This is a genomic window from Streptomyces sp. MCA2 (assembly GCF_023544705.1).
Taxonomy (GTDB): Bacteria; Actinomycetota; Actinomycetes; order Streptomycetales; family Streptomycetaceae; genus Streptomyces; species Streptomyces decoyicus.
Window position 1 is genome coordinate 1 of the sequence record NZ_JAMJFM010000031.1, and the last position, 24,006, is coordinate 24,006.

Here is a 24,006-nt window from a genome sequence, read left to right on the forward strand (position 1 = left end):
ATTTTGAGAAAAGCCCCGCAAGAACCCCGGTTCTTGCGGGGCTTTTCTGCGTTTTCGTGACCTTGGGACCCGGAGCATGGCACGGCCGGCGGGGCAGGTAAGGTCAGGGGGCATCGTTGGCACATTTCCCCCACAGGAGGCCCCCGCGTGGAGGTCCAGGAGACGCGGGTCCAGACGGATCGCGTCCTCACCATCCCGAATGTCCTGAGCATGGCGCGCCTCGTCGGCGTGCCGGTGTTCCTGTGGCTGATCCTGTGGCCGGAATTCGGTGGCCCGAACGCTGATCTGTGGGCGCTCCTGATCCTCGCGCTGAGCGGTGTCAGTGACTACCTGGACGGCAAACTCGCCCGTCGCTGGAACCAGATCAGCAGTCTGGGGCGAATCCTCGACCCGGCTGCCGACCGCCTCTACATCCTGTCCACCCTCGTCGGTCTGACATGGCGCGAGATCCTGCCGCTCTGGCTCACCGCGGCCCTGCTGGCCCGGGAACTGATGCTGCTCATCGCGGTCGGATTCCTCGGACGCCACGGTTACGGGCCTCCCCAGGTGAACTTCCTGGGCAAAGCGGCTACGTTCAACTTGATGTACGCCTTCCCGCTGCTCCTCCTGAGCGACAGGAAGGGCTGGCTTCACGAACTCGCCACTGTTTTCGGATGGGCGTTCGCAGGATGGGGTACGGCGCTCTACTGGTGGGCAGGGATCCTCTACGTGGTCCAGGTCCGTCGACTCATCAGGGCGGACACCACGGCCGACTGAGCTCTCCGAACCGGCAGGTTGTGCCAGGGCCCGGCGCCCGCACCCAGAAAACTGGAACAGCGGGCGATTTGGACAGGTGAAGTCGGCAAGACCGTCGTCTCTTAGAGGAGGACGCTTCCGACATGAAGGCCGTTGTGATGGCCGGCGGCGAAGGAACACGACTTCGCCCCATGACGTCCAGCATGCCCAAGCCCCTGCTTCCTGTTGCCAACAGGCCGATCATGGAGCATGTACTCAGGCTGCTGAAACGGCATGGTCTCAATGAGACCGTCGTGACCGTGCAATTCCTTGCCTCGCTCGTAAAGAACTACTTCGGCGACGGCGAAGAGCTCGGAATGGAGCTCACCTATGCCAATGAGGAAAAGCCACTCGGCACCGCGGGCAGCGTGAAGAATGCCGAGGAAGCCCTCAAGGACGACGCCTTCCTCGTCATCTCCGGTGACGCCCTCACAGACTTCGATCTCACCGATCTGATCCGGTTCCACAAGGAAAAGGGCGCCCTCGTCACCGTCTGCCTCACGCGGGTGCCCAACCCGCTCGAGTTCGGCATCACCATCGTCGACGAGGCCGGCAAGGTCGAACGCTTCCTTGAAAAGCCCACCTGGGGCCAGGTCTTCTCCGACACGGTCAACACCGGTATCTACGTCATGGAGCCGGAGGTCTTCGACTACTTCGAGCCCGATGTGCCGGTCGACTGGTCCGGCGATGTCTTTCCGCAGCTCATGAAGGAAGGCAAGCCGATCTACGGCTATATCGCCGAGGGCTACTGGGAGGATGTCGGCACCCACGAAAGCTATGTGAAGGCCCAGGCCGATGTGCTCGAAGGCAAGGTCGATGTCGAAATCGACGGCTTCGAGATCTCGCCGGGCGTATGGGTCGCCGAGGGCGCCGACGTCCACCCCGACGCGGTGCTCCGCGGTCCGTTGTACATCGGTGACTACGCCAAGATCGAAGCGGAAGCCGAGCTTCGTGAGCACACCGTCGTCGGCTCCAATGTCGTCGTCAAGAGCGGTGCGTTCCTGCACCGGGCCGTGGTGCACGACAACGTCTACATCGGGCCGCAGAGCAATCTGCGCGGCTGTGTGATCGGCAAGAACACCGACATCATGCGGGCCGCCCGGATCGAGGACGGCGCCGTCATCGGCGACGAATGCCTCATCGGCGAGGAGTCGATCGTCCAGGGCAATGTGCGGGTCTATCCGTTCAAGACCATCGAGGCCGGCGCATTCGTCAACACCTCGGTGATCTGGGAGTCCCGCGGCCAGGCTCATCTGTTCGGCGCCCGCGGTGTGTCCGGGATTCTCAATGTCGAGATCACGCCGGAACTCGCCGTGCGGCTCGCGGGCGCGTATGCCACCACGCTCAAGAAGGGCTCCACGGTCACCACCGCGCGAGACCACTCCCGTGGCGCCCGGGCGCTGAAGCGCGCGGTGATTTCCGCCCTTCAGGCCAGCGCCATCGACGTACGCGACCTGGAGAACGTCCCGCTGCCCGTCGCCCGTCAGCAGACCGCCCGGGGCAGCGCCGGCGGCATCATGGTCCGTACGACGCCGGGAGTGCCGGACTCCGTCGACATCATGTTCTTCGACGAGCGGGGCGCCGACCTCTCGCAGGCCGGGCAGCGCAAGCTCGACCGGGTCTTCGCCCGCCAGGAGTACCGTCGCGCCTTCCCCGGCGAGATCGGTGATCTGATCTTCCCGGCCAGCGTCTTCGACTCCTATACCGGCACCCTGCTGCGGGCCGTGGACATCACGGGTATCAGCGAGTCGGGACTGAAGGTCGTCGTGGATGCCTCGAACGGCAGCGCGGGCCTCGTCCTGCCCAGCCTCTTGGGCCGGCTCGGCGTCGACTCCCTGACCATCAACCCCGGGCTCGACGAGTCCCGGCCGACCGAGACGGCCGACGCCCGGCGTTCCGGGCTCGTCCGGCTCGGGGAGATCGTGGCCTCGGCCCGGGCGGCGTTCGGTGTGCGCTTCGACCCCGTCGGCGAGCGGCTGTCCCTGGTGGACGAGCGCGGCCGGATCATCGAGGACGACCGCGCGCTGCTGGTCATGCTGGATCTGGTCGCGGCCGAACGGCGCACCGGGCGGGTGGCGCTGCCGGTGACCACGACCCGGATCGCCGAGCAGGTGGCGGCGTATCACGGCACGCAGGTGGAGTGGACGACGACGTCACCCGACGATCTGACCCGAGTGGGCCGCGAGGACGGCACCGTCTTCGGCGGGGACGGCATGGGCGGCTTCATCGTCCCCGAGTTCAGCAGCGTCTTCGACGGCGCGGCGGCGTTCGTCCGGTTGATCGGCCTGGTGGCCCGCACCCAGCTCACGCTCAGCCAGATCGATGCCCGGATCCCGCGGGCGCATGTGCAGCGCCGTGACCTGGCCACTCCCTGGGCGGTCAAGGGGCTCGTCATGCGGCATGTCGTCGAGGCGGCCGGTGACCGGGACGTGGACACGACCGACGGCGTACGGGTCGTGGAGCCCGACGGCCGCTGGGTTCTGGTGCTGCCCGACCCCGCCGAGGCCGTGACCCACCTGTGGGCGGAAGGCCCCGATGACGCCTCCGCGCAGCAGCTGCTGGACGAGTGGTCCGCAGTGGTGGACAGCGCGGGACGCTGACCCGGACCCCGCCGGCGGGCCGTGCCCGGGCACGCCGGTGGGGCCATTGGGAGACTGTGCGGCCGACGTGCGACGATGTGCGGCATGTCGCAGCAGCGCCCCGATCGGAGCAACACGAACACGCCGGCCGCGCGCCCCGATGCGTCCATGTCGCTGCTGAACAATGTGATGGATCACAGCCTCGACGACGGATACGCCGAGGCCGCCGCGCGGAAGTCCGAAGCCGGTGTGCGCGGTCTGCCGCGTACTTTGCGGGCGAAGTTGGGCCTCGCGGCCGGTCTGGTGCTCGCCGCGGTCGTGGTGACGGTGGGGGCGGCGCAGGCGCGGATATCCGCACCGACGCTGGCCAAGGAGCGTACGGAGCTGATCAACCGCATCCAGACGGGCACCGGCGAGGCGGACCGGCAGCAGCAGCGGGTCGATGCGCTCCGGGACGACGTCAGCAGGATGCAGCGCGAGGCGCTGAAGAAGCACGGGGGCGACAAGGCCGAACTGCTGGCCCTGCTCTCCGGTTCCTCGCAGGCCACCGGGCCCGGCGTGAAACTCGTCGTGGACGACGCCAAGGGCGCGGAGTCCAATGGCGGCGGTCCGCGCGAGAGCAGTGGCTTTTCGGACACGGGGCGAGTACGCGACAGGGACATGCAACGCGTGGTCAACGGCCTGTGGGCGTCCGGTGCGGAGGCCATCTCCGTCAATGGACAGCGGCTTACGTCACTCTCGGCGATCAGAGCCGCAGGAGACGCCATACTGGTCGACAACAAGCCACTGGTGCCGCCTTATACGGTGCTGGCGGTGGGGGACGGGCAGCGGCTGAGCACCGCGTTCCAGGACAGCGCCGATGGCCAGTACCTGCATGTGTTGCAGGAGAACTACGGCGTGCGTACCAGGATTTCCGCGGAGAACGAGGTCACGCTGCCGCCCGCGCCCAGTTTGATCGTACGTACCGCAAAGCCGCAGGCCGGTGCCGCCAAGGCGGACGGCGCCGACACAGGGAAGGGCACATCGTGATCGCCGTATTGGGCCTCATCGTGGGAGTCGTGGTCGGACTTGTCGTCCGACCCGTGGTGCCGACGGTGGTCGAGCCCTACTTGCCGATCGCTGTCGTCGCGGCGCTGGATGCCGTGTTCGGCGGTCTGCGCGCGATGCTGGACGGCATCTTCGACGACAAGGTCTTCGTGGTCTCCTTCCTGTCGAATGTCGTCGTCGCCGCGCTGATCGTCTTCCTCGGCGACAAGTTGGGCGTCGGCGCCCAACTCTCCACCGGCGTCGTCGTGGTGCTGGGTATCCGGATCTTCTCCAACGCCGCCGCGATCCGTCGGCACGTCTTCCGGGCGTGAGGCGGATGTCGACCGAGGAGACCCCGGAGCCGGTGAAGAAGCCCGAGCAGTCGGACCACCCGGAGCGGGCGGAGCAGCCCGGACCGGTGGCGAAGCCGGAGCGGGCCGAGCGGCCCGAGCCGGAGAAGAAGCCGCTCGAGCCGAAGCCGCTCGAGCCGAAGCCGCTCGAGTCGGAGCCGGACCAGTCGGATCCGGAGCGGTCGGAGCCGGGCCGGCCGGACGCGGGTCGGGACAGGGGCCCGGCCGGCCGGCTGCCGATGCCGCCCGAGAGCCGGAGCATCCCGGAGCGGGCGGACTCCGAAGAGGAGACCGAAGCGCAGGAACCGGACAGTGCTGGACAGAAGACGGACAAAGGGGCAGACTCCTCGACTCCGGATGTGATCGCCGATGACGGGAGTGCGGAGCGCCCGAAGAACGGTCGGGACCGGCTGGTGGCGAGCCTGTGGCCGCCGCGGCTGACCCGGGCTCAACTGATCGTCGCGTTGCTCCTGTTCATTCTCGGACTCGGTCTGGCGATTCAGGTACGTTCCACAAGTGACAGCAGTGCGCTGCGGGGTGCGCGCCAGGAAGACCTGGTGCGCATTCTGGACGAGCTGGACAATCGCTCCCAGCGGTTGACCGACGAACAGCGGCGCCTGGAAGGGCAGAAGACCGAGCTGGCGAACAGCTCGGACCAGGCCGAGGAGGCCCGTAAACAGACCGTGGAGAAGGAACAGCAGCTGGGTGTGCTGGCCGGGACCGTCGCGGCGCAGGGGCCCGGCATCAACCTGACCATCGATGACCCGACCCACTCCGTCGAGGCGGACAAGCTGCTGGACACCATCCAGGAGCTGCGGGCCGCCGGCGCCGAGGCCATCCAGGTCAATGATGTCCGGGTCGTCGCGAACACCTCCCTCTCGGATCTTCGGGGCGGTGTCGGGATCGACGGCAAGCGCGTCACGCAGCCGTTCCGCTTCAAGGTCATCGGGAAGCCGGAGGACCTCGAACCGGCGCTGAACATCCCCGGCGGAGTGGTCCAGACGCTGGAAAAGGAGCAGGCCAAGGTGTCTGTGACCCGTGAGGAGAAGATCATTGTGGACGCCTTGCGAGAGGCGAAGCGGCCTGACTACGCTCGGTCGTCATCGCAGTGAGGCGTACACGTATGTCGAGTGCCCGGGGAGGGCATGAGGTAACGGGGGGTCGACGCACCGTGCGTGTGGTGTGTGGTGGAAACTGTCTGAAGGCCACGGACGTTCACAGGATGTCCGGATCGGCCGGTGTGTGTATCGAGGGTTCGTCCTGCCCCACGGGCGGGTCTATTTCGTTCAAGGGGAATCGCCCGTGAAGTTGTTTGGAAAGCTGTTCGGCAAGAGCGCGCGCCAGGAGGGCGGCAGCGGCTCCGCGCGGCACCGCGCGTCGGGCCGGCCCGACGAGAGCGGTACGTCCGAGGACCGTCCGCTCTTCCGTGACGAGGTCGGCGGTCCGTCCGGGGGGTACGGCGCGGGTTCTGTTGACCCCTCCGGTCCCGGCCGCATAGGTTCCCAGGAACCATCAGCCGCACGCACGGGTGGAGGGTCGGCCTTGCCGGTTTGTACGAGGTGTGGGAACCGGAACGCCGAGGCGAGCCGGTTCTGTTCCAACTGTGGTGCGCCGCTGCGTCCGGGCGCCCAGCCCGAGCGCGCGTCCGAGACGACCTCGACCATCTCCATTTCGGGGCTGGAGGCCTACGACTCGGAGGCGACGGGCCAGAACCTGTCACCGTCGCTGTCCCCCGAGGCGCAGGCGGCCGTCGACGCCCTTCCGTTCGGGTCGGCGCTGCTGGTCGTCCGCCGGGGCCCGAATTCGGGCAGCCGCTTCCTTCTGGACAGCGAGCTGACGACGGCGGGCCGGCACCCGCAGGGCGACATCTTCCTCGACGACGTGACGGTCTCGCGCCGGCATGTGGAATTCCGTCGCGGTGCGGACGGGCTCTTCACGGTCGCCGACGTCGGCAGCCTGAACGGCACCTACGTCAATCGTGAGCGGATCGACTCCGTCGCCCTCGCCAACGGTGACGAGGTCCAGATCGGCAAGTTCCGCCTGGTCTTCTACGCGAGCCAGCGAGGCGCCGGTATCTGACCGGTCGGGGAAGGCATATGCGCGATACACCGAAAGGCGGTGCCGGCTCTGCCGGCGCCGCCTCCTCGGACGGCAGGCCGGTGAGCATCGGCACGGTGCTCAACCTCCTGCGCGAGGAGTTTCCCGAGGTCACGATCTCCAAGATTCGCTTCCTGGAGGCCGAGGGACTGGTCGAGCCGAAGCGCACGCCTTCCGGATACCGCAAGTTCACGCCTGCGGACGTCGAGCGGCTGGCCGGCGTCCTGCGGATGCAGCGGGACCACTATCTGCCGCTGAAGGTCATCCGGGAGCATCTGGACGCCTTGGAGCGCGGAGAGCAGGTGCCGCTGCCGGCCCCGACCACTCCCTCCAGGGATCTGGTCGAGGGCGTACACGATCCTGGTGAGGAGCGCCCTACGGCTGCCCGGATCGGCCGGGCAGAGCTGCTGGCCGCCGCGGAGGTGGACGAGGCGGCGCTCGCCGACTGGGAGTCCTACGGACTCATCGTCCCTCATGCCGAGGGGGGATACGACATCGAGGCCGTCACGGTCGCCAAGCTTGTTGCGGACCTGGGCCGTTTTGGTCTCGAACCGCGGCATCTGCGTGCCGTGAAGGCGGCCGCCGAGCGCGAGGCGGGCCTGGTCGAGCAGGTCGTTGCACCCCTTCGGCGGCACCGTAACCCGCAGACCAGGGCCCATGCCGAAGCGACCGCCAGGGAGCTGGCGACGCTGTCCGTACGGCTGCATGCGGCACTGGTGCAGAGCGCTTTGCGGGTCCGGCTGTAGTGAGCAAACGAGTGCCCGACTACCCAAACCGGCCGGGCACGTCCTAGGGTTGCTGTGTGAACGAGCTCGACGTCGTGGGTGTCCGGGTGGAAATGCCTTCCAGCCAACCGATCGTGCTCCTGCGGGAGGTGGGAGGCGACCGATACTTGCCCATTTGGATCGGGCCAGGGGAGGCCACCGCCATCGCCTTTGCCCAGCAGGGCATGGTCCCTGCCAGGCCGCTGACGCACGACCTTTTCAAGGATGTGCTCGAAGCGGTGGGCCAGGAGCTGACGCAGGTCCGCATCACGGATCTGCGCGAGGGGGTTTTCTATGCCGAACTTGTCTTCGCGAGCGGGGTCGAGGTCAGCGCGCGTCCGTCCGACGCGATAGCGCTGGCTCTGCGCACCGGAACGCCGATCTTCGGTACCGACGGTGTGCTGGACGACGCGGGGATCGCCATCCCGGACGAGCAGGAGGACGAGGTGGAGAAGTTCCGCGAGTTCCTCGACCAGATCTCGCCCGAGGACTTCGGCACCAACAGCCAGTAATACCGGCCAGGCGAACCACCTGTTTTCGGCCAAACAACTAGCCGTTCCCCGTCCGAGGTCACGAGAAACCACTCGTAGGGTGATTATCACTCGGCGTGGCGAGCGCGGCGATCGTTGACGCACCCCGAGTGACTGCATACCGTCGATATGGCAGGTCCCGTCCGGGACGTGGAGGACGGAGGGCGGCGTGGCAATCACCGGCGACGGTATGGCGGCGGAAGGGGCGTTGCCGCTCCACTCGGGCGCAGCAGCGAATCCTGCCCCGGCACCGGCCGCGGCGGTGTCGGAGGACTGCGAGGCGCAGAACATCGGCTATCGCGGCCCGACCGCCTGTGCGGCAGCGGGCATCACCTATCGGCAGCTCGACTACTGGGCGCGTACGGGCCTGGTGGAGCCGAGCATCCGGCCGGCGTACGGCTCCGGCACCCAGCGGCTCTACAGCTTCCGGGACGTCGTGGTCCTGAAGATCGTCAAGCGGCTGCTGGACACCGGGGTGTCGCTTCAGAACATCCGCACCGCCGTCCAGCATCTGCGCTCGCGCGGGCTGGCGGATCTGACGCGGATGACGCTGATGAGCGACGGTGCGACGGTCTACGAGTGCACCTCGCCCGACCAGGTCGTGGATCTGCTCCAGGGCGGTCAGGGCGTCTTCGGGATCGCCGTGGGCGTGGTGTGGCGGGACGTGGAGGGCGTGCTGTCACAGCTCCACGGAGAGCGTGTGGACACCGGCGAGACCCTGGTCGGGAAGAACCCGCACGACGAGCTGGCGCGGCGGCGCAACCGCGCGGGCTGAGTCCCTGACGGCGGTACCGGCCCGGCATCGGGCCGATTGTCAGTGGCATGGGGCAGCATCGGACATGTGAGACCTGCCCCGACGATCCTGCATCTCGACATGGATGCGTTCTTCGCGGCCGCCGAGCAGGCGGCCAAGCCGAGCCTGCGCGGCAAACCCGTGGTGGTCGGCGGGATCGGGCCGCGCGGAGTGGTCTCCACGGCGTCGTACGAGGCCCGGGTGTTCGGTATCCGCTCCGCGATGCCCACGGCGCAGGCGCGCCGGCTGTGCCCCAACGCCGCCTATCTCACCCCTCGCTTCACGCTTTACCGCCAGGTGAGTGAGGCGGTGATGGAGCTGCTGCACGCGCTGTCGCCGCTCGTGGAGCCGCTGAGCCTGGACGAGGCGTTCGTCGATCTGGAAGCGGGCGGGGTGCCGCCCGAGACGGCCGCCGTGCGGGGCGTGGGGGAGCAGCTGCGCCGCGACATCCGCTCCGCCACGGGCCTGACCGGCTCGGTTGGCCTGGCGGGCGCGAAGTTGCTGGCGAAGATCGCGTCCGAGGCGGCCAAGCCGGACGGCCTGGTGGTGATCGAGCCCGGTACCGAACGGGAGCTGCTGGGGCCGATGACGGTGCGGACGCTGCCCGGGGTGGGGCCCGCGACGGCCGAGACGCTGCGCCGGGCCGGGATCCACACCGTCGCGGAGACCGCGGAGGCCGGTGAGGCCGAGCTGGTGCGGCTGCTGGGCAAGGCGCACGGCGCGGGGCTGTATGCGATGGCGCTGGGCCGGGACGACCGGCCGGTGGTGGCCGAGCGGGACGCGAAGTCCATCTCGGTCGAGGACACCTTCGAGGTCGATCTGACCGACCGGACCCGGGTGCGCAGCGAGGTGCTGCGGCTGGCCGACCGCTGCGTCCAGCGGCTGCGGGCGGCCGGGCGGTCGGGACGGACGGTGGTCATCAAGGTGCGCAACTACGACTTCTCGACGCTGACCCGCTCCGAGACGCTCCGGGGGCCCACCGACGACCCGGCGGTGATACGGGAGGCCGCGGCGCGGCTGCTGGAGATGGTGGACACCACCGGCGGGGTGCGGCTGCTGGGTGTGGGGGTCAGCGGACTGGCCGACTTCACACAGGAGGATCTGTTCGCCCAGGTGGCTACGGAGCGGGAGGCGGAGGAGACCGCGAAGGCCGCGGCGGCCGCGGCGGCGGAGCCGGCCGGCGGGGCGGAGCCGCACGAGGCCGAGGAGGAGCGGCCGCGGCGCTGGCATCCGGGGCTGGACGTGGTGCACGAGGAATTCGGCGCCGGCTGGGTGCAGGGCAGTGGGGTGGGGAGGGTGACCGTACGCTTCGAAACGCCGTGGTCCGCACCGGGAAGGGTGCGGACCTTTGCTGTCGAGGATCCGGCGCTGCGGCCGGGGGAGCCCTTGCCGCTGGTGCGCGGGGGGCCGGCGGACGGTCAGTCGTCCGAGCCGGCGATCTTGCCGAAGTTCTTGTCACCGGAGCCGGGGGAGGACACCGGGTCGGAGGTCGGGGAGGAGATATCCAGTCGGTAGTGGTGATAGAGCTGAAGTTCCTGCTCAGGGGAGAGGTGACGGCCGACGCCGAAGTCGGGCGCATCCTTGATCAACTTGCGGTCGTAAGGAATGTGCAGGCCCTCGCCGACCATCTTGCTGGGTTCGAGGGGGACGAACGCGTCCCGGCTGAAGAGTCCGGTACGCACGGCCGCCCACTCCGGTTCCCCCGTCGCGTCGTCGAGATATACCTCGTCGATCGTGCCTATTTTGGTGCCGTTACGGTCGAACGCTTTGCGGCCGATCAGGCTCCGGGGATCGATATCGGTTTGCACGGCCCCTCCAATTGGTCGCAACTGCCCTCTGACAACTACCAAACGGCACATTTCATGCCCTGGCCACTCGAAGGAGCCTTCGAGAGCGGCGCTGGTAGGCTGGCCAATGGCCGCAGACCCCGTGCGGGAGAGTCCTGTGTCGTTCGCGACCTGGGCGCCGAAGGAGCAAATCCTCCCCGGAATCTCTCAGGCACATGTACCGCATGGGTGAGGTCACTCTGGAAAGCAGGGCGGGCGACGGAAGGCACAGTGCCGGGGCCCCTCCTCACCGACGGTGAAAGCCGGGCCGCCTCGTGCGGGCCGGTGAAACTCTCAGGTTGAGATGACAGAGGGGGAGGCCGTCCGGGCACCCGCGTCGCGGTGCCCCTCGCAGGTCGTACCGACCAGGAGGCCCCCGCAGATGACCACCAATCGCATCTCCTTGACCGAGCTGGAACGGGGCACCCCGTTCGAGCGCCGTCACATCGGTCCCGACCACGAGGCGCAGGCGAAGATGCTCGCGCACGTCGGGTTCGGTTCGCTGGACGAGCTCACCGCCACCGCCGTCCCCGATGTGATCAAGAGCGCGGAGGCGCTCGGCCTGCCGCAGGCCCGTACCGAGGCCGAGGTGCTCCAGGAGCTGCACGGCCTCGCGGACCGTAACCAGGTGCTGGCGTCCATGATCGGACTCGGCTACTACGGCACGTTCACGCCGCCCGTGATCCTGCGCAACGTCATGGAGAACCCGGCCTGGTACACGGCGTACACCCCCTACCAGCCGGAGATCTCGCAGGGCCGCCTCGAGGCGCTGCTGAACTTCCAGACGATGGTCGCCGAGCTGACCGGACTGCCCACCTCCGGCGCCTCCCTGCTGGACGAGGGCACCGCGGCCGCCGAGGCGATGGCCCTCTCCCGCCGGGTCGGCAAGGTCAAGCAGGGCGTCTTCCTGATCGACGCCGACTGCCTGCCGCAGACCACCGCCGTGATCCAGACCCGCGCGGAGCCCACCGGCGTCGAGGTCGTGGTCGCGGACCTGTCCGACGGCATTCCGGCCGAGATCGCCGAGCGCGGGGTGTTCGGCGTGCTGCTCCAGTACCCGGGCGCCTCCGGTGCGGTGAGCGACCCCCGCGCCGTCATCGAGCAGGCCCACGAGCTGGGCGCGATCGTCACCGTCGCCGCCGATCTGCTGGCCCTGACGCTGCTGACCTCGCCCGGTGAGCTCGGCGCGGACATCGCCGTCGGCACCACCCAGCGCTTCGGCGTCCCGATGGGCTTCGGCGGACCGCACGCCGGCTTCATGGCCGTACGCGACCAGTTCGCCCGCAGCCTGCCCGGACGTCTGGTGGGCGTCTCCGTCGACGCCGACGGCAGCAAGGCCTACCGCCTCGCGCTCCAGACCCGTGAGCAGCACATCCGCCGGGAGAAGGCCACCAGCAACATCTGCACGGCGCAGGTGCTGCTCGCCGTCATGGCCGGCATGTACGCGGTCTACCACGGGCCCGAGGGCCTGCGGACGATCGCCCGGCGCACCCACCGCTACGCCGCGGTCCTCGCCGAGGGCCTGCGGGCCGGCGGGGTGGAGATCGTCCACGGCGCGTACTTCGACACGCTGACCGCGCGGGTGCCCGGCCGGGCCGCCGAGGTCGTCGCGGCCGCCCGCGAGGCCGGTGTCAACCTCCGGCAGGTCGACGCCGACCTGGTCGGCATCGCCTGCGACGAGACCACCGGGCGCGCGCAGCTGGCCGGAGTCTGGGGTGCCTTCGGTGTGCACGGCGACGTCGAGCAGCTGGACGCGGCCGCCGCGGAGACGCTGCCGCAGGCCCTGCTGCGCAGCGACGACTACCTCGCCCACCCGGTCTTCCACCAGTACCGCTCCGAGACCGCGATGCTGCGCTACCTGCGCACCCTCGCCGACAAGGACTACGCGCTGGACCGCGGCATGATCCCGCTCGGCTCCTGCACGATGAAGCTGAACGCGACCACCGAGATGGAGCCGGTCACCTGGCCCGCCTTCGGCCAGCTGCACCCGTTCGCGCCGGCCGCCCAGGCCCAGGGCTACCTCACGCTCATCCAGGAGCTGGAGGAGCGGCTGGCCACGGTCACCGGCTACGACAAGGTCTCCATCCAGCCGAACGCCGGATCGCAGGGCGAGCTGGCCGGTCTGCTGGCGGTGCGCGCCTACCACCGCGCCAACGGCGACGAGCAGCGCACCGTCTGTCTGATCCCGTCCTCCGCGCACGGCACCAACGCCGCCAGCGCGGTGATGGCCGGGATGAAGGTCGTCGTCGTGAAGACCGGTGAGGACGGCGAGGTCGACGCAGACGATCTGCACGCCAAGATCGAGAAGCACCGTGACGAGCTCGCGGTCCTGATGGTCACCTACCCCTCCACGCACGGCGTGTTCGAGGAGCACATCACCCAGATCTGCGCGACGGTGCACGACGCCGGCGGCCAGGTCTACGTCGACGGTGCCAACCTCAACGCGCTGGTCGGCCTCGCCGAGCCCGGCAAGTTCGGCGGCGATGTCTCGCACCTCAACCTGCACAAGACGTTCTGCATCCCGCACGGCGGCGGTGGCCCGGGCGTCGGCCCGGTGGGCGTGCGCGCCCACCTGGCGCCGTACCTGCCCAACCACCCGCTCCAGCCCGCTGCGGGCCCCGAGACGGGCGTGGGACCGATCTCCGCGGCGCCCTGGGGCTCGGCCGGCATCCTGCCGATCTCCTGGGCGTACGTCCGCCTGATGGGCGGCGAGGGCCTCAAACGCGCCACCCAGGTCGCGGTGCTGAGCGCCAACTACATCGCCAAGCGCCTGGAGCCGCACTACCCGGTGCTCTACACCGGCCCCGGCGGTCTGGTCGCGCACGAGTGCATCATCGACGTCCGGCCGCTGACCAAGGCGACGGGGGTGAGCATCGACGATGTGGCCAAGCGGCTCATCGACTACGGCTTCCACGCGCCGACGATGTCCTTCCCGGTGGCCGGCACGCTGATGATCGAGCCGACCGAGAGCGAGGACCTGGGCGAGCTGGACCGGTTCTGCGACGCGATGATCGCCATCCGCGCGGAGATCGAGAAGGTCGGCTCGGGGGAGTGGGCCAAGGACGACAACCCGCTGCGCAACGCCCCGCACACCGCGGCCGCGCTCGGTGGCGACTGGTCGCACCCGTACACCCGCGAGGAGGCGGTCTTCCCGGCCGGCGTCGAGGCCTCGGAGAAGTACTGGCCGCCGGTGCGCCGCATCGACGGTGCCTTCGGCGACCGTAACCTCGTGTGCTCCTGCCCGCCGCTGGACGAGTACGACAACTGAGTCACCGCAACTGACTCACGGCAACATCAAGGGCCCTCGGCAGATCTGCCGGGGGCCCTGTCGTTCGTGCCGCGCGCTCGCGGGTCAGGCGGCGGCGGTGGCCCGTGCTCGGTGCGGGGCGATGACCTGCCCGTTGGGCAGCAGCTCACCGGTGTCCTCGAAGAGCAGGACGCCGTTGCAGAGCAGGCTCCAGCCCTGTTCCGGGTGGTGGGCCACAAGGTGTGCGGCCTCCCGGTCGCTGGAGTCGGCTGACGGGCATGGCGGTTGGTGCTGGCACATGGAAGTTGTCTTTCGCTGCGGAGTGGTGAACGTCGTCGTGCGGCTCGATGAGGTGTTCATGGCCGCTCCCCCGTTTCCTCGGTCGATCCCAGTGTTGCCCCACGGACGGGATTCCGCAGGGATTTCGCAGCAGCGGTACTCACTCGATAGGGACGCGTCACCCATGCGGGCGGTTGCTCCCAATTGCACTCCTCCCCAAGAGGGTTGGGAGTGGTACCCGCGGGCTAGGCCGCCCGGGTGAGCGCGACAGAGCGCCCCGCGGCCGGAAGGGGCCGCGGGGCATGCTCGTGCGGGGTGGCGGGCGCCGGTTTCCGTGCGCGGAACGGCCCGGCGCGCCGGTTCAGGCGGGTTCGGCGAGGAGCGGGGTGGTGGGAGTGAGGCGCAGCGTCAGCCGGGGGAGCAGGTCGGCGATGCGCTGCGGACGGTGCGAGGCGATCCCCGGCGGGGCGGGCGCGAGCGGTATCAGCAGGTCGGCGGGTGTGGGCAGCCCTTCGGCGCCGTCGGAGGCGATGTCGTGATGCAGCCACAGGGTGAGCATGTAAAGCTCGGGGACGGACAGCAGGCGTGGCTGGTAGGGCGTGCCGAGCGACTCGGCCTGCGCCAGCGCCTGCTCGGTCGCGGCGACGTACGGGCCGCCGCAGAAGCGTGAGAACGTCCAGCCGTCCGCGGTGAGCATCGCCTCGGCGGTGGCCACGGCACGTTCCCCGCCGCGGACCAGGAAGCGCCACCCGGCCAGACGGGTGTGCGGCATGCCGCCGGCCCGGCTGACGTCGTCCCAGACGTGGACGGGCAGCGGGTGGTCGGGGCTGAGCGGACCCTGATGGGCGCGCAGTGCGGAGACCGGGGCCTCGCGGACCGCGGTGGGCGAGCCGAGGGCGGCGAGAACGCTGCGCAGGGCAGGCGCGGGGGCAGGGGGAAGGTGCAGCGGCATGGTGGGTCGCCTCTCACTTCGGAGACACGGTGGAGCGTGGCAGGGTGCAAACGACGCTGTCTGCGTGCGGGTCAGAGCGTGGCCGGCCGGGGCTGCGGCCCGGCGAGGTCAGTCGCTGTGCCCCCGTGCCGGCGAGAACACCGGGACGCTGGGCGCCAAGTCTCTGCCTCGTAAGCGGAGTTTATACGACGTATGTTCTGAAAGTGTTTCGGCTACCGGCCTTGTGGATTTCGGGCAAGGTGAAATCCAGACCCTTGTGCGAGGTGTTTTCCGCCGCTTTGCGCAACGGTTTTACGGCGCCACCTCGCATTACCTCGGCAGCGCGGTAGGCCGGATCTCGTCAGTGTTTCTCATCAAGGAAATGCGGTCGGCTGTCGCCAGTGAGATATGCCTTCGGGATGTGCCGGTGGCTGGGCCACTTCGAGCCTATCGGTACCGGCATGCCCGCGCGGCGTTATCGATCAGATTGCCGGGGCATCATCGACCGTAGCGTGAGCCCCGGTGGAGTCGGGGAAGGCCCCAAGCGGCCCGTGGCCGCGGGCCGTTCACTCGAGGAGGGACCCTTCGATGGGGGAGAAGGTCGCCGCGGACGGGATCGACCTGGCGGACCGGGAGCGTTATCGAAGAAAGCTTCACGAGTGTCTCGAGGGATTGCAGAGGCTCCTGAAGGAGGAGAGGTTCGACCGGCCCAGGAATCTCATGGGCCTGGAGATCGAACTCAATCTGGCCGGTGCCGACGGGCTGCCCCGCATGATGAACTCTCAAGTTCTCGAGCGCATCGCCAGCTGTGATTTCCAGACCGAACTCGCCCGGTGCAATCTGGAGGTCAACATCCTTCCGCACCGATTGAGCGGCCGCGTCCTGGACCAGCTCGCCGAGGAACTCCGTACGGGGCTCGCCTACGCCGAGAGGAAGGCACGGGAGGTCGCCGCCCGGATCGTGATGATCGGCATTCTGCCCACCCTGCACGCCACCGACCTCACCGCTGCCAGCCTCTCCGAGAACGATCGCTATGTGCTGCTCAACGACCAGATGCGGGCGGCCCGCGGCGAGGACTTCGCACTCGACATCCGGGGCGTGGAGCATCTGGTCTCCCGCTCGCCCTCGATCGCACCGGAAGCCGCCTGCACCTCGGTCCAGCTGCACCTCCAGGTGACGCCGGGCCGTTTCGCCGCCGTCTGGAACGCGGCCCAGGCCATCGCCGCGGTGCAGGTGGCGGTCGGCGCCAACTCGCCGTTCCTCTTCGGGCGTGAGCTGTGGCGCGAGTCCAGGCCGCCGGTCTTCCAGCAGGCCACGGACACCCGCGTGCCCGAACTTCAGGCCCAGGGAGTACGCCCCCGTACCTGGTTCGGCGAGCGCTGGGTCGACTCCGCATACGACCTGTTCGAGGAGAATCTGCGCTACTTCCCCCCGCTGCTGCCGGTGTGCGGGCCGCAGGAGCCGCTGCGGGTCCTCGACGAGGGCGGGGCGCCCGACCTGGCCGAACTGGTGCTGCACAACGGCACGATCTACCGGTGGAACCGGCCCGTCTACGCGGTCGCCGACGGTGTCGCGCACCTCAGGGTCGAGAACCGGGTGCTGCCGGCCGGTCCTACCGTCGCCGACGTCATCGCCAACACCGCTTTCTACTACGGACTCGTGCGGGCACTGGCCGAGGAGCCGCGCCCCATCTGGTCGCGCCTGCCGTTCGCCGCCGCGGCCCGCAACTTCGACACCGCCTGCCGGTACGGCATCGACGCCACCTTGGACTGGCCCCGTCCCGGACGGGCCGGCGGTCTCGCCCGGATCCCGGCCCTACGGCTGGTACGCCAGGAACTGCTGCCGCTGGCGGCCCGCGGGCTGGATGCCTGGGGGGTGGAACCGGCCGATCGTGACCATTACCTCGGCATCATCGAGGAGCGCTGCCGGCGCCGGGTCAACGGCGCGTCCTGGCAGGCCGCGGCCTACCACCACGCCCGGCGCCAGGGCCTGGACCGGGATGCCGCGCTCGCCGCGATGACCCGGCGCTACAGCGAGCTGATGCACACCGGGGAGCCGGTGCACACCTGGCCGGTCGCCTGGCCGGTCACCGGGCGGGCCGCCGTACCGGAGGCTTGGGAGGCGGCGGCCGAGGGGGCGTAGGGCGGGTCTTCCGGGTCGGCCCGGGCCGCGGCCCGGAGCGCCGGCATCCGGGGGCTCAGCGCGGCTTCTTGCTGCCCGCCGCCATGATGGCCTTGAGGATCACCTGGTGGATCTGCGACGGGTCGCTGACCTGGTGCGCCGATCCGCCGGTCGGCGCCGCGATGCGGTCCAGGGCCGCGGTGTCGGCCGCCGGGCCGATGGCGAGGGCGATCAGCGGCACCGGCCGCTGGGGGTCGGAGAGCTTCTTCAGCTTCTCGGCCAGGGCATCGAGGCCGAGGCTGCCGGCGTCGTCGTTGGCGCCGTCGGTGACGATGACCAGGGCGTTGAACTTCCCGCTCGCATACGTCGAGCAGGCCTCCCGGTACGCGGCGAGTGTGGTGTCGTACAGGCCGGTGGCGCCACGGGACACCGGGGCCAGCGAGCTGAATGCGGCGGTGAGCGTGTCGCGGTGGGTGCCGCCGGCGGTGTCCCGGTCGCCGAGGCGGCTGGTGGGGGACAGCTCCACATAGTCCTTGTCGCCGTCCAGGAAGGTGGCGAACTTCCACAGTCCGATCTCGTCCTCGGGCGTGAACGTGGCCAGTGCCTGGAGCAGCGAGTTCTTGGTGAGGTCCATACGGGTCCGGCCGCCGCTGCCCGGGACCGGGGTGCCCATCGACGGTGAGGCGTCCACGACCGTGGTGAGCCGGGTGTTCTGCACGGTGACCGTCCACATGCCCATCAGCGCCTGGAGTTCCTCGACGGTCGGCGGATCGGCGGGATCGGCGGCGTACGGCTGCGGATCGCGCCCGCCGGCCGCGGCGGTCACCTTCGGGTCCGCCGTGCCGTTGCCGGCCCGGAAGCCGTGCCGGCGCAGCGTGCGCTGTCCGTCGCTCTCGCCCAGCAGCGTCATGAAGCGGTTGGCGGCGCGGGTCTGCTCGGGGCTCAGCTCCGTGTCGTCGACCAGTGTGTACGGGAAGTCGAGCCGGGCCGTGCCGTCCTGGGGGTAGAACAGGTCCAGGTCGGGGCCGCCGTCCGCCTTCGTGTTGTGGGTGTAGGCGGCCTGCTCCGAGAGCAGCAGCGCCTGGTTGCGGCGCGGATCGGCCCGTTCCGCGGCGGAGTTGTCGCGCGGCAGGGTGGCCAGCACCCGACCGTCGCCGTCCGTGACCCGCTGGTAGAGGAGCTTTGCCGTCGCGGCGGTGCGGGTGTCGGCCTCGTCGCTGTCCTTGGTGTCCTTGGCGTTGGCGGCGCCGATACGGGCCAGGGCGAGCATCCCGGTGGCGCTGCGGGCCGGGTCGGCGAGGCCCAGGCGCAGTTCGTCGCCGGAGGTCACGGTCCGGGTCAGCTTCGTCCAGGTGTAGGTCTTCTTCGGCCAGCCCATCGACGTGGCGGCCGAGGGGACGGCGCCCAGCGCGATCGGGGACGAGGCGATGGTGCCGACGGCGGTCAGCGGAGTGCCGCGCTCCGCTTCGACCCGGTCCACCCACAGGCTCGAATCCGGTATCCAGACCTGGAAGTCGGGGTTGACCGGCCGCTGTCCGAAGGCGTCGGCGAGGTCATTGGCGGCGCGCGGGGTGATCCTGACGTCCAGACATCTGCCGTCGGTGCGCGTCGCGTCCTCGCGGGCGGTCTTGGCCACCGCTTCGAGCGCCGGGGCGATATCGGGCGAGGCCGCCACGTCGAGCCGCGCCGACTGGCCCTCGCACGGGCCCCCGAACGGGAGCAGACCGCTGCGCAGTGCCACCACCGAGCCCGCGGCCACGGCGAGAACGAGACCGGTGGAGATGATGATGGTGCGTCGGCGAAGTCCCGGTCGGGCCCCCGTGTGCTCCGTCGGGGAGTCGTCGGGCAAGCTGTGTCGTCCCATTGCGGTAGCGCCTCTCCTTCTCGGAGCTCGATCGGGAATCGATGGGGAGAGGGGATACGCGCCACGTGGATGGCGCCCGTCCCCGGCCTGTCGCGCGCGATCTTCGTACCTGCTGTCGAGACCCTAGCGGGGCGGTGGTGGCGAAGAGGCGGTAATGCGGAAGTGGAGGAAGCGTGCAGTCGGATACAAGTCCCGTGGCTGGTGCGGACGTTCCGGGTAAGGGGCCCGGGAAGGGATCGGGAGCCGGGGTGGCCGAGGAGCCGTCGCGGAGCATCCTGCGCAGCGAGACGCTGATCGTCCTGGCCCTCTCGCTGGGGGCCAGCGGGGTGTCGGCGCTGATCAGCTTCATCGGATCGGTGACCAAGCCCGGCGGCCTCAAGGACCAGGCGGCGACGCTCAACGGCTCCCATGCGCCCGGCCGCCCCTGGCTGGATCTCGCCTGGCAGCTGTTCGGGATCGCCAGCGCCCTCGTCCCCGTGGTGCTGGTGGCGCATCTGCTCCTGCGGGAACGGGCCGGCGGACTGCGGGCGGTCGGCTTCGACCGGCAGCGGCCCGGTTTCGACCTGAGCCGCGGCGCCGCGCTGGCGGCCGTCATCGGCAGCAGCGGTGTGCTGCTCTATCTGGGCGCGCGGGCGGGCGGATTCAATCTGACGGTGGTCCCCGAGGCGCTGCCCGCGGTGTGGTGGAAGATCCCGGTCCTGATCGCCTCCGCGGTGCAGAACGCCGTCGTGGAGGAGGTCATCGTCGTCGGGTATCTGCTGCGCAGGCTGGGGCAGTTGGGCTGGACTCCGCTTGCCGCACTCGCGGCCAGCTCCCTGCTGCGCGGTTCCTACCACCTCTACCAGGGCCTCGGCGGCTTCGTCGGCAACATGGTGATGGGCGCGATCTTCGTCCTGCTCTACCGGCGGTGGGGACGGGTCGGGCCGCTGGTCGCCGCCCATGCCCTGATCGACACCGTGGCGTTCGTCGGCTATGCGTTGCTCGCGGGGCACGTGGGGTGGCTGCCGACGGCGTGAGGCGGGTGAGGCGCGGGGCACCGCCGGTGCCTGCCGCGCCTCCATGCGGCTGCTTCCGCCGGGGGCGGCTCAGCCGGTGACCAGCAGCTCGCCGTCGATGACCGTGACCGCCGAACCGGTCAGCAGCGTACGGTCGCCGCGCAGCTCGGTCCGTACGAAGCCGGTGCGGGCGGCGCCCTGGAGGCCGACCAGCGCGTCACGGCCCAGGCGCGCGGACCAGAACGGGGCGAGCGCGGTGTGCGCGCTGCCCGTTACCGGGTCCTCGTCGATGCCCACCCCGGGGAAGAAGCAGCGCGAGACGAAGTCATAGCCGCCGTCGGGACGGTCGGCGCGCGCGGTGGTGATCACGCCGCGGCCGCCGTGCCCGGCCAGCGCCTTGAGGTCCGGGGCGAGCGCCCGTACGGACTTCTCGTCGGCCAGCTCGACCAGGAGATCCCCCACATCGGGACCGGTGTCGTACGCGGAGCGGATCTCGGTGCCCAGCGCGCCCGCGACGACCGGCGGTACCTCGACGGGGGTGAGCGGAGCGGTCGGGAAGTCCATGGTGATCGCCCCGTCGGCACCGGCCGTCGTGGTCAGCACCCCGCTACGGGTGCGGAAGCGGACCGTACCGGTGGCCGTCCCGGTGGTGTGCAGCACGTGTGCCGTGGCCAAAGTGGCATGCCCGCACATGTTCACCTCGGCGGCCGGAGTGAGCCAGCGCAGCGCCCAGTCGGCGTCGCCGCCCTCGGGCAGCGGGTGCGCGAAGGCGGTCTCGGAGAGATTGACCTCGGTGGCGACCTGCTGCAACCAGGCCGTATCGGGAAAGGCGCCGGAGCCGAGGAGTACGACTCCCGCGGGGTTGCCGGTGAACGGACGCTCACTGAAGGCGTCGACGATACGAATCCTCATGGCCGTGAGCGTAGAGGTGCCACAAGGCCGCGGACCAAGGCCAATCCGAGGGAATTGGATACGGAGTGGGGGCCTGGTGGGCCTGGTGGTGGCCACCGGTGGTGCGGGGCGTGCGGATGCGGCGTTCCCGGTGACCTGTGCCGGTGACGGCCGCACGGTTCCCACGGCTGCACGGCTGCACGGCTGCACGGCGGAGATGCCGTCGTGCGTCGGGAAACAAGGTGACCGGACCGATCAGGAATGGAGAAGCGCGGGCCCCGAGCGGCGGCTAGCGTGACCGCGGGCCGGTGCGCGACGGCCGCCGGCTGGTCCGACACCCCGGCCCGGTGCGCCGCGTGGCCCGGGCCCGCAAGCTGCACGGGCCGAAGCGGAGGAGAACCGGAAGCACTGTGCGAGGCTGGTCGGACCGAGCCAGGCGACACCCACGGAGTCCGCGAAGGCGGCCCCGACGGACACATGGAGACACGATGAGCATGGCCACGAGGACGGACTCGCAGTCGCCTGCGCCGCACGTTGCCGACAGCCACGACCTGATCCGCGTGCACGGCGCGCGCGTGAACAACCTCAAGGACGTCAGCATCGAGATCCCGAAGCGCCGGCTGACGGTGTTCACCGGCGTCTCCGGCTCGGGCAAGAGCTCCCTGGTGTTCGACACGATCGCCGCGGAGTCGCAGCGGCTGATCAACGAGACCTACAGCGCCTTCGTACAGGGCTTCATGCCGACTCTGGCGCGGCCCGAGGTCGATGTCCTCGAAGGGCTGACGACCGCGATCATCGTCGACCAGCAGCGGATGGGTGCCGACGCCCGCTCCACGGTCGGCACCGCCACCGACGCCAACGCGATGCTGCGCATCCTCTTCAGCCGGCTCGGGAAGCCGCACATCGGCCCGCCCGGCGCGTACGCCTTCAACGTCCCGTCGGTCCGGGCGAGCGGTGCCATCACCGTCGAGCGCGGTGCCAAGAAGACGGTGAAGGCGACCTTCAACCGCACCGGCGGCATGTGTCCGCGCTGCGAAGGCCGGGGCACGGTCTCCGACATCGACCTCACCCAGCTCTACGACGACTCCAAGTCGATCGCCGAGGGCGCGTTCACCATCCCCGGCTGGAAGTCCGACAGCTTCTGGACCGTGCGGGTCTACGCCGAGTCGGGGCTCCTGGACCCGGACAAGCCGATCCGCAAGTTCACCAAGAAGGAGATGCAGGACTTCCTCTACCGGGAGCCGACCAAGGTGAAGGTCGAGGGGGTGAACCTCACCTACGAGGGGCTGATCCCCAAGATCCAGAAGTCGTTCCTGTCCAAGGACAAGGAGGCGCTTCAGCCGCACATCCGGGCCTTCGTGGAGCGGGCGGTCACCTTCACCACCTGCCCCGAGTGCGACGGCACCCGGCTCAGTGAGGGGGCCCGGTCGTCGAAGATCAAGCGGATCAGCATCGCCGACGCCTGTGCGATGCAGATCAACGACCTGGCGGCATGGGTCCGCGGCCTGGATGAGCCGTCGGTGGCACCGCTGCTCACCGCGCTTCAGCAGACCCTCGACTCGTTCGTGGAGATCGGTCTCGGCTACCTCGCGCTCGACCGGCCGTCGGGCACGCTGTCGGGTGGCGAGGCGCAGCGCGTGAAGATGATCCGCCACCTCGGCTCCTCGCTCACCGACACCACCTACGTCTTCGACGAGCCCACCATCGGGCTGCACCCCCATGACATCCAGCGGATGAACGACCTGCTGCTGCGACTGCGGGACAAGGGCAACACGGTGCTCGTCGTGGAGCACAAGCCGGAGACGATCGCGATCGCCGACCACGTCGTCGACCTCGGCCCCGGCGCGGGTACGGCGGGCGGCACGGTCTGCTTCGAGGGCACCGTCGAGGGGCTGCGGGCCGGTGGCACCGTCACCGGCCGCCATTTCGACGACCGGGCGGCCCTCAAGGAGACGGTGCGCAAGCCCACCGGCCTGCTTCCGATCCGCGGCGCGACGGCGCACAACCTGCGCAACGTCGACGTCGACATCCCCCTCGGGGTGCTGGCCGTTGTCGCCGGCGTCGCCGGCTCCGGCAAGAGCTCGCTCGTGCACGGGTCGCTGCCGGGCAGGTCGGGGGCCGCCGGCGAGGGGGTGGTGTCGGTCGACCAGGGAGCGATCCGCGGCTCGCGCCGGAGCAACCCGGCGACGTACACCGGACTGCTCGACCCGATCCGCAAGGCGTTCGCGAAGGCCAACGGCGTGAAGCCGGCGCTGTTCAGCGCCAACTCCGAGGGCGCCTGCCCCACGTGCAACGGCGCCGGGGTCGTCTTCACCGACCTGGCGATGATGGCCGGCGTCGCCACCACCTGCGAGGAGTGCGACGGGAAGCGGTTCCAGGCCTCGGTGCTGGAGTACCACCTCGGCGGCCGCGACATCAGCGAGGTGCTCGCGATGCCGGTGACCGAGGCCGAGGAGTTCTTCGGCCCGGGCGAGGCGCACACCCCGGCCGCGCACAAGATCCTCGACCGGCTCGCCGATGTCGGGCTCGGCTACCTCAGCCTCGGCCAGCCGCTCACCACGCTGTCCGGCGGCGAGCGGCAGCGGCTCAAGCTGGCCACGCACATGGCAGAGAAGGGCGGCATCTACGTCCTCGACGAGCCGACCGCCGGGCTGCATCTCGCCGACGTCGAGCAGCTGCTCGGCCTGCTCGACCGGCTCGTCGACGCCGGCAAGTCGGTCATCGTCGTCGAGCACCACCAGGCGGTCATGGCGCACGCCGACTGGATCATCGACCTGGGCCCCGGCGCCGGCCACGACGGCGGCCGGATCGTCTTCGAGGGCACGCCCGCCGACCTCGTCGCCGCCCGCTCCACCCTCACCGGCGAGCACCTCGCGGCCTACGTCGGCGCCTGAGGCGAGGCCCGCGCAGCGGGGAGCACCCGAGGGCGTCGTCCTGTT

The 24,006-nt window shown here is 69.9% G+C and carries 19 protein-coding genes and 1 riboswitch; of the genes, 14 read left to right on the forward strand and 5 right to left on the reverse strand.

What is annotated here, in order from left to right; all coding sequences use genetic code 11:
• The first annotated feature begins 147 nt into the window (after positions 1-147).
• The 10 genes from M8I34_RS24310 to M8I34_RS24355 all read left to right on the forward strand — a co-directional run bounded on the left by M8I34_RS24310 (position 148) and on the right by M8I34_RS24355 (position 10,428).
• Positions 148-756, forward strand: coding sequence for a CDP-alcohol phosphatidyltransferase family protein (locus M8I34_RS24310; RefSeq protein WP_244416276.1), 609 nt, complete (start codon positions 148-150; stop codon positions 754-756).
• A 122-nt stretch (positions 757-878) separates the two neighbouring features.
• Complete coding sequence (locus M8I34_RS24315) at positions 879-3,374, forward strand: mannose-1-phosphate guanyltransferase (RefSeq protein WP_244416277.1); 2,496 nt, start codon at positions 879-881, stop codon at positions 3,372-3,374.
• A 75-nt stretch (positions 3,375-3,449) separates the two neighbouring features.
• Entirely contained in the window at positions 3,450-4,382 is a 933-nt protein-coding gene (locus tag M8I34_RS24320) for a DUF881 domain-containing protein (RefSeq protein ID WP_250052403.1), read from the forward strand.
• On the forward strand, positions 4,379-4,711 hold the full coding sequence (locus tag M8I34_RS24325; protein WP_003984969.1) for a small basic family protein: 333 nt from the start codon (positions 4,379-4,381) through the stop codon (positions 4,709-4,711). The genes M8I34_RS24320 and M8I34_RS24325 overlap by 4 nt, the downstream gene beginning before the upstream one ends.
• A 5-nt stretch (positions 4,712-4,716) precedes the next feature.
• A complete protein-coding gene (locus M8I34_RS24330) occupies positions 4,717-5,841 on the forward strand; it encodes a DUF881 domain-containing protein (protein ID WP_284050746.1) in 1,125 nt (374 codons plus the stop codon).
• Between the two features lie 118 nt (positions 5,842-5,959).
• Complete coding sequence (locus M8I34_RS24335; RefSeq protein WP_250052565.1) at positions 5,960-6,808, forward strand: FHA domain-containing protein; 849 nt, start codon at positions 5,960-5,962, stop codon at positions 6,806-6,808.
• 17 nt (positions 6,809-6,825) lie between these two features.
• A complete protein-coding gene (locus tag M8I34_RS24340; RefSeq protein WP_250052407.1) occupies positions 6,826-7,572 on the forward strand; it encodes a MerR family transcriptional regulator in 747 nt (248 codons plus the stop codon).
• Between the two features lie 56 nt (positions 7,573-7,628).
• The gene (locus M8I34_RS24345; protein WP_006606439.1) at positions 7,629-8,102 is read left to right on the forward strand and encodes a bifunctional nuclease family protein; all 474 of its coding nucleotides are present in this window, start codon (positions 7,629-7,631) and stop codon (positions 8,100-8,102) included.
• A gap of 187 nt (positions 8,103-8,289) precedes the next feature.
• Entirely contained in the window at positions 8,290-8,895 is a 606-nt protein-coding gene (locus tag M8I34_RS24350) for a MerR family transcriptional regulator (RefSeq protein ID WP_250052409.1), read from the forward strand.
• A gap of 66 nt (positions 8,896-8,961) precedes the next feature.
• On the forward strand, positions 8,962-10,428 hold the full coding sequence (locus tag M8I34_RS24355; protein WP_250052411.1) for a DNA polymerase IV: 1,467 nt from the start codon (positions 8,962-8,964) through the stop codon (positions 10,426-10,428).
• Here M8I34_RS24355 and M8I34_RS24360 read toward each other — a convergent pair.
• The gene (locus M8I34_RS24360; protein ID WP_244416282.1) at positions 10,332-10,721 is read right to left on the reverse strand and encodes a PRC-barrel domain-containing protein; all 390 of its coding nucleotides are present in this window, start codon (positions 10,719-10,721) and stop codon (positions 10,332-10,334) included. The two genes, M8I34_RS24355 and M8I34_RS24360, sit on opposite strands and share 97 nt — an antisense overlap.
• A 114-nt stretch (positions 10,722-10,835) precedes the next feature.
• Positions 10,836-10,933: riboswitch (glycine riboswitch) on the forward strand.
• Between the two features lie 188 nt (positions 10,934-11,121).
• Between M8I34_RS24360 and gcvP the strand changes: the two genes are divergently transcribed.
• Positions 11,122-14,007: an aminomethyl-transferring glycine dehydrogenase gene (gcvP, locus tag M8I34_RS24365; RefSeq protein ID WP_250052413.1), complete on the forward strand. Its 2,886-nt coding sequence runs from the start codon at positions 11,122-11,124 to the stop codon at positions 14,005-14,007.
• Between the two features lie 84 nt (positions 14,008-14,091).
• Here the strand turns inward: gcvP and M8I34_RS24370 are convergent, their stop codons facing one another.
• Positions 14,092-14,286, reverse strand: a complete 195-nt coding sequence (locus tag M8I34_RS24370; RefSeq protein WP_030084924.1) for a DUF5999 family protein — start codon at positions 14,284-14,286, stop codon at positions 14,092-14,094.
• 340 nt (positions 14,287-14,626) lie between these two features.
• Positions 14,627-15,217, reverse strand: a complete 591-nt coding sequence (locus tag M8I34_RS24375) for a hypothetical protein (RefSeq protein ID WP_244416284.1) — start codon at positions 15,215-15,217, stop codon at positions 14,627-14,629.
• A 567-nt stretch (positions 15,218-15,784) separates the two neighbouring features.
• Here M8I34_RS24375 and M8I34_RS24380 point away from each other — a divergent pair.
• Positions 15,785-17,338 (forward strand): glutamate-cysteine ligase family protein, encoded by a 1,554-nt coding sequence (locus M8I34_RS24380; protein WP_250052415.1) that lies wholly within the window; start codon positions 15,785-15,787, stop codon positions 17,336-17,338.
• A 55-nt stretch (positions 17,339-17,393) separates the two neighbouring features.
• Here M8I34_RS24380 and M8I34_RS24385 read toward each other — a convergent pair whose 3' ends face one another.
• Positions 17,394-19,181, reverse strand: coding sequence for a substrate-binding and VWA domain-containing protein (locus M8I34_RS24385; protein WP_250052417.1), 1,788 nt, complete (start codon positions 19,179-19,181; stop codon positions 17,394-17,396).
• Positions 19,182-19,375: 194 nt separating this feature from the next.
• Here M8I34_RS24385 and M8I34_RS24390 point away from each other — a divergent pair, with 194 nt between their 5' ends.
• Entirely contained in the window at positions 19,376-20,197 is an 822-nt protein-coding gene (locus M8I34_RS24390; protein ID WP_374210982.1) for a CPBP family intramembrane glutamic endopeptidase, read from the forward strand.
• 69 nt (positions 20,198-20,266) lie between these two features.
• Here the strand turns inward: M8I34_RS24390 and M8I34_RS24395 are convergent, their stop codons facing one another.
• The gene (locus M8I34_RS24395; protein ID WP_250052421.1) at positions 20,267-21,088 is read right to left on the reverse strand and encodes a PhzF family phenazine biosynthesis protein; all 822 of its coding nucleotides are present in this window, start codon (positions 21,086-21,088) and stop codon (positions 20,267-20,269) included.
• A 467-nt stretch (positions 21,089-21,555) separates the two neighbouring features.
• Between M8I34_RS24395 and M8I34_RS24400 the strand changes: the two genes are divergently transcribed.
• Entirely contained in the window at positions 21,556-23,961 is a 2,406-nt protein-coding gene (locus M8I34_RS24400; protein ID WP_250052423.1) for an excinuclease ABC subunit UvrA, read from the forward strand.
• The last annotated feature ends 45 nt before the right edge of the window (positions 23,962-24,006 follow it).